Source organism: Methylobacterium ajmalii (assembly GCF_016613415.1).
In the GTDB taxonomy this organism is placed as follows: Bacteria; Pseudomonadota; Alphaproteobacteria; order Rhizobiales; family Beijerinckiaceae; genus Methylobacterium; species Methylobacterium ajmalii.
In genome coordinates, this window is record NZ_JACWCT010000030.1 from 1 (window position 1) to 11,067 (window position 11,067).

General features: G+C 74.3%; 11 protein-coding genes and 1 riboswitch. Of the genes, 8 read left to right on the forward strand and 3 right to left on the reverse strand.

From position 1 onward, the window contains the following. Positions 1-984 (forward strand): M23 family metallopeptidase (locus HPY23_RS32835; RefSeq protein ID WP_236017631.1); only part of this gene is annotated, 984 nt, incomplete at its 5' end. 61 nt (positions 985-1,045) lie between these two features. Here HPY23_RS32835 and HPY23_RS05810 read toward each other — a convergent pair. The 3 genes from HPY23_RS05810 to cobU form a co-directional block, all read right to left on the reverse strand. Further along, positions 1,046-1,816: a prephenate dehydrogenase/arogenate dehydrogenase family protein gene (locus HPY23_RS05810; protein ID WP_091888687.1), complete on the reverse strand. Its 771-nt coding sequence runs from the start codon at positions 1,814-1,816 to the stop codon at positions 1,046-1,048. A gap of 206 nt (positions 1,817-2,022) precedes the next feature. Continuing rightward, the gene (gene cobO, locus HPY23_RS05815) at positions 2,023-2,628 is read right to left on the reverse strand and encodes a cob(I)yrinic acid a,c-diamide adenosyltransferase (protein ID WP_060846549.1); all 606 of its coding nucleotides are present in this window, start codon (positions 2,626-2,628) and stop codon (positions 2,023-2,025) included. Then, positions 2,625-3,137 carry a bifunctional adenosylcobinamide kinase/adenosylcobinamide-phosphate guanylyltransferase gene (cobU, locus tag HPY23_RS05820; protein WP_091888741.1) on the reverse strand — a complete coding sequence of 171 codons (513 nt, stop codon included), beginning with the start codon at positions 3,135-3,137 and terminating at the stop codon, positions 2,625-2,627. Before cobU ends, cobO begins: the two co-directional genes overlap by 4 nt. A 121-nt stretch (positions 3,138-3,258) precedes the next feature. Then, a riboswitch (cobalamin riboswitch) is annotated at positions 3,259-3,462 on the forward strand. Positions 3,463-3,493: 31 nt separating this feature from the next. On the opposite strand from cobU, the gene HPY23_RS05825 reads away from it, so the two are divergent. The 7 genes from HPY23_RS05825 to HPY23_RS05855 form a co-directional block, all read left to right on the forward strand. Then, on the forward strand, positions 3,494-3,670 hold the full coding sequence (locus tag HPY23_RS05825; protein ID WP_060846550.1) for a CbtB domain-containing protein: 177 nt from the start codon (positions 3,494-3,496) through the stop codon (positions 3,668-3,670). Positions 3,671-3,757: 87 nt separating this feature from the next. After that, entirely contained in the window at positions 3,758-4,525 is a 768-nt protein-coding gene (locus HPY23_RS05830) for a CbtA family protein (RefSeq protein ID WP_091888685.1), read from the forward strand. Further along, complete coding sequence (locus HPY23_RS05835; protein ID WP_244533492.1) at positions 4,522-4,914, forward strand: DUF1636 family protein; 393 nt, start codon at positions 4,522-4,524, stop codon at positions 4,912-4,914. Before HPY23_RS05830 ends, HPY23_RS05835 begins: the two co-directional genes overlap by 4 nt. Continuing rightward, complete coding sequence (gene cobW / locus HPY23_RS05840; protein WP_091888683.1) at positions 4,911-5,945, forward strand: cobalamin biosynthesis protein CobW; 1,035 nt, start codon at positions 4,911-4,913, stop codon at positions 5,943-5,945. The genes HPY23_RS05835 and cobW overlap by 4 nt, the downstream gene beginning before the upstream one ends. A gap of 207 nt (positions 5,946-6,152) precedes the next feature. Then, positions 6,153-6,749: a Uma2 family endonuclease gene (locus HPY23_RS05845; protein ID WP_091888681.1), complete on the forward strand. Its 597-nt coding sequence runs from the start codon at positions 6,153-6,155 to the stop codon at positions 6,747-6,749. A gap of 1 nt (position 6,750) precedes the next feature. Next, positions 6,751-10,017, forward strand: coding sequence for a cobaltochelatase subunit CobN (gene cobN, locus HPY23_RS05850; protein WP_091888679.1), 3,267 nt, complete (start codon positions 6,751-6,753; stop codon positions 10,015-10,017). Next, positions 10,014-11,067, forward strand: a 1,054-nt coding sequence (locus tag HPY23_RS05855; protein WP_200649573.1) for a nitrite reductase, incomplete at its 3' end; no start/stop codon positions are given. The genes cobN and HPY23_RS05855, both read left to right, overlap by 4 nt.

Genomic DNA, 11,067 nt, shown 5'->3' on the forward strand with positions numbered 1-11,067 from the left:
GTCGCGCCCCGTCCCGAGCCGGTCCGGGCCGAGCCCCCGCGCCGCGAGCCGGAGCCCGCCCGCAAGGCCCCCGTCCGCCCCGGCCAGGCCGAGGCGAAGCCGGTGCCCGCGGCCGCCGCCGAGCGCGCCGCCAAGCTCAACCTGCGCAAGCCCGAGCCGCGCGAGGAAGAAGAGCGGGTCGCCGTCAAGGCGCAGGCGAAGGCCGCCGCCAAGGTCGCCGCGCGCCAGCAGGACGACGACGAGGACGACAGGACCGCCGCCAAGCCGAAGGCCGTCAAGGTCGAGGCCCGGAAGCCGGAGCCGAAGGCCGAGCACAAGCCCGAGAAGGTCGCCGAGAAGGCGAAGCCCGAGGTCAAGAAGGTCGCCGAGCTGCACAAGCCCGAGCCCAAGAAGGTCGAGGCCAAGCAGGTCGAGGCGAAGGTCGAGGCCAAGAAGCCCGAGCCGAAGCCGGTGGAGGCCAAGGCCGAGGTGAAGAAGCCCGAGCCGAAGAAGGTCGCCGAGGTGAAGCCGGAGCCGAAGCCGGAGCCGGCCAAGCCCGTGAAGGTCGCGGCCCTGCCGGAGAAGGCGCCCGAGCCCGCGCCGGCGCCCGCGGTCGCCCCGGCGGCGCCCGAGCCGCAATCGACCTTCCGCTGGCCGGCCCGCGGCCGGGTGATCAACGGCTACGGCTCGAGCGGCAATGAGGGCATCAACATCGCGGTGCCGGAAGGCACCCCGGTCAAGGCCGCCGAGGAGGGCACCGTGGCCTATGCCGGCAGCGACGTGAAGGGCTACGGCAAGCTCGTCCTGGTGCGCCACTCCAACGGCTACGTCTCGGCCTACGCCCATAACGGCGAGATCGACGTGCGGCCGGGCGAGAAGGTGAAGCGCGGCCAGACCATCGCGAAGTCCGGCGCGTCCGGCAACGTGACCTCGCCGCAGCTGCACTTCGAGATCCGCAAGGGCGCGACCCCGGTCGACCCGATGCCGCACCTCGCGAGCAACTGAACGTCGAGCGAGCGAGACGGGAGCGGGGCGCGCGAGCGTCCCGCTTTTTCGCGTCGGCGGCTCACGCCTCGCGGCGGGAGTCTCCCTCGCCGAGTTCCGCATTCATTCCCGCCGCCAGGTCGAAGAACCGCCGCCGCACCTCGGCCGAGAACGGGTTCTCGCGCTCGATCGCGTGGTAGACCTCCGGGGCGTCGTGCCGGACCATCCCGACCGCCTGCATCACCAGGTCGAAGCTGCGGGTCGTCATCCGGGTCGGCAGCGGCTCCATCGCCACCAGCACCTTGGCGATGAGATGGGTCAGGCCCTGCACCGCCGCCGCCTCGCGGTCATGCGCCTCCGGCGTGGTCAGGATCACCGTGAGGCCGAGGGCGCGGCGCAGGAACGCGCCGACCCGGCGCGCCTGCTCGCCCCGCACCGGGCAGACCGCGATCTTGAGCCCGCGCAGGCCGTCGCGCGCGCTCTGCGGCCCGAAGAGCGGGTGGGTGGCGACGATGTCGACGTCGATCGGCAGCCCCGCCCGCATGATCTCGGCCGGGCGCACCTTCACCGAGCCGACATCGAGGACGAGAGCGCCCGGCCGCAGGTGCGGGGTCACGCCCTCCACCACCGCGGCGAGAGTCGAGACGGGAGTGGCCAGGATCACCACCGGGCAGGCGGCGGCCTCGGCGAGCGTGGCGGGCGCGGCGCCGGATTCCGCGATCGCGCCCGAGGGCACGAACGGGTCGTGGACGCGCAAGTCGGCGTGCGGCGCCAGATGCGCGGCGACGAGGCGGCCGAACGCGCCGAAGCCGATCAGGCCGACCGAAACGGGGGTGTCGAGGGGAAACGGCACGGGAGAGACCTCGGCGGTGGGCGAGGTCGGCGGGCCTGGAACTTTCGAAAAAAAGCCTCAACCGCCGACACGTCGCAGCGGTTGAGAGATAACGAGCACTCCGCCGCTTAAGGATGCGGCGCGGGATAGAGTCCGGTCGGGAGGGCGCTGGTCATGGCCGAGCCTGTAGCCGCAGCCGGCCGGCACCGTCAATCGGCCCCATTCAGTTAGAACTCGATCCCCTCCTGCGCCTTCACCCCGGCGGCGAAGTGATGCTTGACGACCGCCATCTCGGTCACGAGGTCGGCGGCGGCGATCAGCTCCGGCTTGGCGTTGCGGCCGGTGACCACGACGTGCAGGTCGGGCCGGCGCCGGCTCAGGGCCTCCACCACCTCGGCGAGCGGCAGGTAGTCGTAGCGCAGCGCGATGTTGAGCTCGTCGAGGACGAGGAGCCGGATCGCCGGATCGGCCATCAGCGCCTCGGTCCTCGCCCAGGCGGCGCGGGCGGCCGCGACGTCGCGGTCGCGGTCCTGCGTCTCCCAGGTGAAGCCCTCCCCCATCGTGTGCCACTCGACCTGGTCGGCGAAGCGGTCGAGGGCGAAGCGCTCGCCGGTCTCCCAGGCGCCCTTGATGTACTGCACCACCCCGACCCGCCAGCCGCGGCCGAGCGCCCGCAGCATCAGCCCGAAGGCCGCGGTCGACTTGCCCTTGCCGGGGCCGGTATGGACGATGAGCAACCCCTTCTCGATCGTCTTCTCGGCCACCTCGGCGTCCTGGACCGCCTTGCGCTTCTCCATCTTGGCGCGGTGGCGCGCCGCCTCGTCGTCGCTCATTGCGTCTCTCCCTTGATCGTCATGGGCAGGCCCGCCACCACCAGCACCACCCGGTCGGCGAGCGCGGCCAAGCGCTGGTGCAGGCGGCCGGCCTCGTCGCGGAACCGGCGGGCGAGCGCGTTCTCGGGCACGATGCCGAAGCCGACCTCGTTCGAGACCAGCACCAGGGGTCCGGGCGCCGCGGCGCAGGCCGCGAGCAGGTCCGCGACCTCGGCGGCGAGGTCGGCCTCCTCGTCCAGCATCGCGTTGGTGAGCCACAGCGTCAGGCAGTCGACCAGCACCGGCCGGCCCGGCGGCGCCCGGCGGATCGCCCCGGCGAGGTCGCGGGGCGCATCCACGGTCTCCCAGGGCGGCGGCCGGCGGGCGCGGTGGAGGGCGATGCGCTCGCGCATCTCGTCATCCCACCCTTGCGCCGTCGCGACGTAGAGCCAAGGGCCGGCCTGCGCCGAGACCAGCCCCTCGGCATGGGCGCTCTTGCCCGAGCGGGCGCCACCCAGCACCAGGGTCAGGCGCGGCACGGCGCGGGTCTCGTCCGGCACGGAACTCTCCTCGGGCGCGGGGGTCGGGTGGAAATCCATCGAATGGGGGGTGTCGGGGCACGGCGCGGCGATTGCAAGCCCGCAGACGAGCGGCTAGGGTCGAGGAGACGGTGCCTCGATCACGAGGTGAAAAGGGAACGCGGAAACCGGGATCGTCTCGGCCTGCCGCGGCTGCCCCCGCAACTGTGAGCGGACGATTACGGCCCGCCATCGGCCACTGGAGCGATCCGGGAAGGCGGTGGGTCGGTGTTGAGAGCCCGCGAGCCAGGAGACCTGCCGTCATCCTTTCCTCTCGACGCCGCCGGTGGGGCGGCAGGAGCTTCGTCATGGTCGCGATCACCCGTACCCTCTCCCCCGCCCTGGTCGGCGAGCGCCTGAGCGCCGTGCTCCTGGCCGCCACCCTCGGCGTCGGCCTGCTGTTCGTCTCGGGCTTCGCGCCCGTGGTCGCCCTGCACAACGCCGCGCACGACTGGCGCCACTCCGCCAACTTCCCCTGCCACTGACCAGGGCTTGACCGAACGCGGCTGCGCGGCCTGCGCCCTTCACGGGGTGCGGGCCCGTTTCCCGTTGGTCGTGCAGGTGATCCCTCGATGATGAAACGACTGCTCGCCGCGGCCCTGGTCGCCGGCTTCCTGGCCGCCTGCGTGGCGTCCGTGCTGCAATTCGCCCTCACCTCGCCGCTGATCTTGGCGGCGGAGAAGTACGAGACGGCCAAGATCGCCGGGCCGGCCTTCGCCGGCAGGGCCTTGTCCAACCCGCTGATCGTGCTGGCCCATGCCGGACACGACCATGCCGGCCACGACCATGGCGGCGAGCCGCAATGGCAGCCCGCCCCCGGCCTGCCGCGCCTCGCCTTCACGGCGCTCGCCACCCTGGTGAGCGGCGTCGGCTACGCCTTGCTGCTCGGCGCCGTCCTGGTCGCGACCGGCCGCACCGTGACGCCGGGCGAAGCGCTCAAGTTCGGCATTGGCGGCTTCCTGGCCGCCGGCCTCGCTCCCGCGATCGGGCTGCCGCCGGAACTGCCCGGCATCGCCGCGGCGGGCCTCGAATCGCGCCAGCTTTGGTGGGTGGCGACCGCCCTCGCCACGGGTATCGGCCTCTACCTGATCGCGGTCCGCCGCGGCCCGGCGGCGATCGCGGTCGGCCTCGCCCTCCTCGTCGCGCCGCATGTCTGGGGCGCGCCGCACGGGCCGGAAGAAATCTCCGCCATGCCGCCGGTCTTCGCGGCGCAGTTCGCCGCCCGGTCGCTCGCCATCGGCTTCACCTTCTGGGCGGTGCTCGGCCTCGCCTTCGGCTGGGCCTGGGGGGCGGTGGCGGGACGGACGAGAGATTCCGTCCGCGGCGGGGTGGCGGCGTGAGCGATCCCATCTCCCCCGATATCTGCGTCCTCTATGTCTGCACCACCTGCCGCGACGCGGCCGATCCGGCCGACGGCCCCCGCGCCGGGGCCCGCCTGCACGAGGCGCTGGCCGCCGCGCTGGCCGCCCGGCCGGGCGCGCCGGTGACGATCGAGCCGGTGGAGTGCCTCTCGGTCTGCAAGCGGTCCTGCACGGTCGCGGTCGCGAGCCCCGGCCGCTGGACCTACGTCTACGGCGACCTCGACCCGGCGGCCTCCGCCGAGGTCATCCTCGACGGCATCGGCCTCTATGCCGGGACGCCGGACGGCATCGTGCCCTGGCGCGAGCGTCCGCAGGAGTTCCGCAAGGGTGTCGTCGCCCGCATCCCTCCCGCGCCGGTGAACGCATGACCATCCTCAACAAGATCCCCTGCACCATCGTCACGGGCTTCCTCGGCGCCGGCAAGACGACACTCGTGCGCCACGCGATCGAGCACAACGACGGCCGGCGGCTCGCCATCATCGTCAACGAGTTCGGCGATGTCGGCTTCGACGGGTCCCTGCTCGCCGAATGCGGCATCCCGGGCTGCGACGCCGATGCCGTGGTGGAGCTGCCGAACGGCTGCATCTGCTGCACCGTCGCGGACGATTTCGTGCCGGCGCTCAACAAGCTCCTCGACCGGCCCGAGCCGCCCGAGCACATCCTGATCGAGACCTCGGGCCTCGCCCTGCCCAAGCCCCTCGTCCAGGCCTTCAACTGGCCGGCGATCCGCTCACGGGTCACGGTGGACGGCGTGGTGGCGGTGGTGGACGGCCCGGCGGTGGCGTCCGGCGCCTTCGCGGACGATCCGGAGGCACTGGCCGAGCAGCGCGCGGCCGATGCCAGCGTCGACCACGAGAACCCGCTCGAGGAGGTGTTCGAGGACCAGCTCCTCTGCGCCGACCTCGTGGTGATGAACAAGTCCGACCTCCTCGACGAGAGCGAGCGGGCGCGCGTCCGCGCCGAGGTCGAGGCGCACCTGCCGCGCGCCGTCAAGCTCGTCGAGACCGCCCACGGCGCTCTCGATCCCCGCGTGCTGCTGGGCCTCAACGCCGCGGCCGAGGACGACCTCGCCGCCCGCCCCTCGCATCACGAAACGGAAGAGGACCACGACCACGACGACTTCGAGAGCGTGGCGATCCCCGTGGCTGCCGCCGGCTCGCCCGAGGACCTCGCCGCCCGGGTCGCCAAGGCCGCCGAGGTCGCGGGCGTGCTGCGCATCAAGGGCTTCTGCGCCGTCGCCGACAAGCCGATGCGCCTCGTCGTCCAGGGCGTCGGCCGCCGCATCGCCCACCATTATGACCGCCCCTGGCGCCCGGCCGAGCACCGCGACGGCACGCTGGTGGTGATCGGGCTCACCGGCTTCGACAAGGCGGCGGTGACGGCGGCGCTGAAGGGCTGAGGGATCGGTACGCCAGTTCCGGCGTACCGGGTCTCGCGGCCTGCGACAGGCCGTCCGTGTCGGGAAGAAGTGCGGGTCCCTCCTCTCCCCGCCCGCGGTGAGAGGAGGGACCCGCGCTTTACTTTCGAAGCAGGATGCTTGACGCCATGGCGTCGGGATGAGGCCGAACCTCGACTGTCGAAACCCCCAGCCCCGGAGGGCCATCCCATGTCGGAGCCGGCGCCGCGGCCTTGGAGCGTGCAGGAGTTCTTCTCCTGGCAGGAACAGCAGCCCGAGCGCTACGAGCTGGTCGGGGGGGCGCCGGTGCGCCTGATGGCGGGCGCCCGCAACGTTCACGACGACATCGTCGTCAACCTCGTGGCGGAGTTCCGCACGCGCCTGCGCGGCACGCCGTGCCGACCCTTCACCGGCGACGGCAGCGTCGAGACCCTGCCCGGCCAGATTCGCCGGCCCGATCTCGGCGTCGATTGCGGGCCCCGTGATCCGGACGGGCTGAGCGCGGCCGAGCCGCGGCTCGTCGTCGAGGTGCTGTCGCCTTCCACGCGCGACTTCGACGCCTTCGACAAGCTGGAAGAGTACAAAACGCTGCCGAGCCTCGCGGCGATCCTGCTGGTCGAGCCGAACGCGCCCGAGATCGCCCTGTGGCACCGGGATGCGGACGGGGTCTGGCAGCGTCGCCTCGTGACGGGGCTCGACGGGACGATCGATCTGCCCGAGTTCGGCATGACCCTGGCGCTGGCGGACGTCTATGACGGCATCGCCTTCCCGGCGCGGCCACGCCTTGTCTCTGGGACCGGGGACTAGGATGCACCTGCTGCGCGTCGATACGGTCTCCCTCGACGAGGGCGAGGCGGCGATCGATCTGGGCCAGGCGCCCGGCGACATCATCGCCCTGTCCTTCACCGATTCCGACCTCGCCGGGCTCGCCGGCGCCTACGCGTCGTTGTCCGGCGACTGGCCGAGCCTGCGGCTCGCCAAGATGGCGCAGCTGCGCCACCCGCTCTCCGTCGACCTCTACGCCGACGCGGTGATCGCCCGGGCGCGCTTCGTGCTGGTGCGCTGCCTCGGCGGGATGGATTACTGGCGCTACGGCCTCGAGCGGCTGGCCGAGACCTGCCGGGCCCATGGTATCCCCTTCGTCGTGCTGCCGGGCTGCGACCGGCCCGATCCGCGGCTGGCCGCCATCTCGACCGTCGCGCCGGAGCTGCGCGACGCCCTCGACGGCTACGTCCGGGCCGGCGGGATCGAGAACCTGCGCGGGCTCCTGACCCGGATCGCCGCCGAGCTCGGCCGGCCGGTCGTCGCCACGCCGCCCCGGGCCCTGCCGCGGGGATTCGCCTGGTGCCCGGGCTGCGGCCCCCTCGACGCGCTCGGCCCCGCCTCGCCCCTGCCCCGCGCCCTGGTGCTGGTCTATCGCTCGGCGATTCTCGGCGGCGATACCGCGCCGGCTGCCGCACTCGCCGCCGCCCTGTGGGAGCGGGGGCTCAGCCCCGCCATCGTCGCCGTCGCGAGCCTGAAGGACCCGGAGGCGGTGGCGGTCGTGCGCGAGGCGGTGGCCCGGCACCGGCCCGCCGTGATCGTCGCCGCCACCGCGTTCTCGGCCCGGGACGATGCCGGCTTCGTCCTCGATGCCGCCGATTGCCCGGTGGTCCAGGCCTTCACGGTCGGCTCGGGCCGGGACGCCTGGGCGGCCTCCGCCCGGGGGCTCAACGCCGCCGACCTCGCCATGCAGGTCGCCCTGCCGGAATTCGACGGGCGCCTCTCCGGTTTCCCGATCTCCCACAAGCAGGAGGCGCCGGAGGTCGAGGGGTTCCGCGAGCGCCGGGCGGTGCCGGATTTCGCCGGCATTGTCGCCACGGCCGACCGGGCCGCCGCCTGGGCCCGCCTCGCCGGCATCCCGCGGGGAGAGCGCCGCCTCGCCCTCGTCCTGTCCGATTACCCGGCCCGGGGTGGCAGGGCCGGATTCGCGGTCGGGCTCGACACGCCCGCGAGCACGACGGCGATCCTCGACCTGCTCCGCCGCGAGGGCTACGCCGTCACGGACATCCCCGAGGCCGACGCCCTGATGCGCCGGCTCACCGAGGATGCGCCGGACCTCGCGGTGCCGCTTGCCGCCTACGAGGCCTGGCGCGCCCGGCTGCCGGCGGAGGCGCGCGCGGCGCTCGCCGCGGAATGGGGGATGCCTGCGGACGACGCGAGCGTCCGGGAGGGCGCCTTCCGGTTCCGGGCGGTGCGGGCCGGCCGGGTGCTGGTGGCGCTCCAGCCCGACCGCGGCCACAAGGGCGACCGCAAGGCCGGCTACCACGACCCCGACGCGGTGCCCTGCCACGCCTACCTGGCGTTCCATCTCGCGCTGCGCGGCGAGGCGGATGCCCTGATCCATCTCGGCACCCACGGCACCACCGAGTGGCTGCCCGGCAAGGCGGTGGCGCTCTCGCCCGCCTGCTGGCCGGCTCTCGCGGTCGGGGCGCTGCCGGTGGTCTATCCGTTCATCGTCGACGATCCGGGCGAGGCGGCGCCGGCCAAGCGCCGGATCGGCGCCGTCACGATCGGCCACCTGCCGCCGGAGACGGCCGCTGCCGGACTCGACCCGGAGGCCGCGACCTTGCGCGAGCTGGTGGAGGAATACTCCGCCGCCACCGTGCTCGATCCGCGCCGCGCCGCCCTGATCGCCCGCGGCATCCTCGAGCGGGCCGGGGATGCGGGGCTGCTGGCAGCGGCCGGCATCGACCGCGACACCCCGATGCCCGACGCGCTGGCCGCCCTCGACGCGCATCTGTGCGACCTCGCCGAGGTGACGATGCGCGACGGGCTGCACGTCTTTGGGACCGCACCGGAACCCCATGCCGAATGCGGGCCGGCGGAGCGGGCGGGGCTGCTCGCCGCCCTCGATGGCCGCTTCGTAGCCCCGGGGCCCGCCGGCTCGCCGGCCCGCGGCCGGGCCGACGTGCTGCCCACCGGGCGCAACCTCGCGACCCTCGATCCCCGTGCCCTCCCGACCAGGGCCGCCACGATGCTCGGCGACAAGGCCGCGGCCGAGGTGGTGCGGCGCTACCTGCAGGACGAGGGCGAGTACCCGGCCCGCCTCGTCATGGACCTGTGGGCCTCTCCGACTCTGCGCACCGGCGGCGAGGACGTGGCGCAGGCGCTCGCGCTGATGGGCGTACGCCCGACCTGGGACCACGCCTCGACCCGGGTGACCGGATTCGAGGTGCTGCCGCTCGCCCTTCTCGACCGGCCGCGGATCGATGTGACGGTGCGGGTGTCCGGCGCCTTCCGCGACACCTTTCCCGACACCCTGGCGCTCCTCGACCGGGCCGCCCGGGCGGTCGCGTCGCGCGAGGAGGAGGATGCCGACAACCCGCTGGCGGCCGCCCGCCGCCGGGGCGAGGCGCCCGCACGGGTCTTCGGCGCCGCGCCCGGCCGCTACGGCGCCGGCACCGCGTCGCTCGCCCTCGACGGCGAGTGGTCCGGACGCGGCGACCTCGCCCGCGCCTACCTCGACGCCACCGCGGAGGCGACGGGAGCGGAGGATGCCGATTTCGCCGCCCGGGTCGCGGCGGCGGACGCCTACCTGCACGCCTTCGACGTCGCCGAGCGCGACCTTCTCGACGGCGATGCCGGCGCCGACGCGATGGGCGGCTTCTCGGCCGCGGCGGCCTCGCTCGGGGCGGCGCCCGCGCTCTACAGCCTCGACACCAGCCGGCCCGAGGCGCCGAAGGCCCGCACCGCCCGCGAGGACGTCGCCCGCCTGGTGCGCGGGCGGCTGACCCATCCGCGCTGGATCGCCGCGCAGCTCCGCCACGGCTGGCGCGGGGCGCAGGAACTGGCCCAGGGGCTCGACGCCGTCTTCGTCATGGCGGCGGCCACGGACGCGGTGGCGGATGCCGAGATCGACCGGCTCTACGACGCCTATCTCGGCGACCCCGAGGTGCTGGCAGCGATCGAGGCGGCGAATCCCGGCGTCGCCGAGGCGCTCCGGTCCCGCTTCGCCGAGCTGCGCGACCGCGGCCTGTGGCAGAGCCGGCGCAACTCGCTTTCCGCCCTCGAGCCTCGCGAGGCCGCGGAATGAGCGTGGACCCGGCGCCCCGCCGCGGCTGGTGCCCCGGCCTCGCCCGGCCGATGCCGACCGGCGACGGGCTCCTCGTGCGCCTCCACCCGGTCTCCGGCCGGCTCTCGGCCGTGCAGGTTCGCGCGGCGGCCCGTGCGGCCCGCGAGGGCGGGAACGGCCTCCTCGACGTGACGGCCCGGGGCAACCTGCAGATCCGCGGCGTGACGGCGGAGAGCCACGGAGGCGTGGTCGGGATTCTCGCAGCGGCAGGCCTCGGCGACGCGCGCCAGGACGGCGGACCGCAGCGCCTGACCCTCGACGCGCCGCTTGCGGGGGCGGATGCCCTCGCCGTGGTCGCGGCCGTGGAGGCGATCGGACGGGAGATCGCGGGGCTGCCGGCAAAGACCCTGGTGGCGGTGGAGGATGCGGCGGGCGGGCTCGGGCCGGTCGAGGCGGATGTCTGGGTGCGGGTGGCATTCGACGAAAGGTGCCCCCTCACCTCGATGTCGCCGTCTCAGGCGCGAGTTTTCTCCTCTCCCAGCGGGCGGGGAGAGGAGACGCGCACATGGCGGCGAGCGATGTCGGACAGCGCCGAAGACACGCTTCTTCCGGCGCTCCAGCTCGCCATCGCAACCCCGGCCGCCCCACTCTGGCTCGCGCCGATGCCGGCCCCCGCCGCGCTCGCCGCCCTGCGCACGCTCCTGCACGGCCTCGCCGCCTCGGGGGCCCGCCGGATGCGCGCGCTTCCCGACGCGGCACGCGGCACCCTCCTCGACGGCCTCGAACGGGGCGATGCGCCGCCGGCCGGCATCGTGCATCCCGCCGGCCTGCACGGCCGCACGCTCCTCGCCGAACTGCCCTTCGGCCGCTGCGATGCCGCCCTTCTCGACCGCCTCGCAGGGTGGAGCGAGCGCTACGGGGACGGCCGCCTCGCCCTCACGCCGGGCCGGGGCGTCGCCCTGACGGCCCGCGACGACGCGAGCGCGGTGCGCTTGCGCGACGAGGCGGCGTCCGCCGGCCTGATCGTCGATCCCGCCGACCCGCGCCGGGCGGTGGCCGCCTGCCCCGGCG

Bases quoted from the DNA above. Each gene is read 5' to 3' on its own strand.
- cobO (WP_060846549.1), bottom strand. From the start codon at position 2,628: ATGAGCGACGACGAGGCGGCGCGCCACCGCGCCAAGATGGAGAAGCGC.
- HPY23_RS05825 (WP_060846550.1), top strand. From the start codon at position 3,494: ATGGTCGCGATCACCCGTACCCTCTCCCCCGCCCTGGTCGGCGAGCGC.
- HPY23_RS05830 (WP_091888685.1), top strand. From the start codon at position 3,758: ATGATGAAACGACTGCTCGCCGCGGCCCTGGTCGCCGGCTTCCTGGCC.
- cobW (WP_091888683.1), top strand. From the start codon at position 4,911: ATGACCATCCTCAACAAGATCCCCTGCACCATCGTCACGGGCTTCCTC.
- HPY23_RS05845 (WP_091888681.1), top strand. From the start codon at position 6,153: ATGTCGGAGCCGGCGCCGCGGCCTTGGAGCGTGCAGGAGTTCTTCTCC.
- cobN (WP_091888679.1), top strand. From the start codon at position 6,751: ATGCACCTGCTGCGCGTCGATACGGTCTCCCTCGACGAGGGCGAGGCG.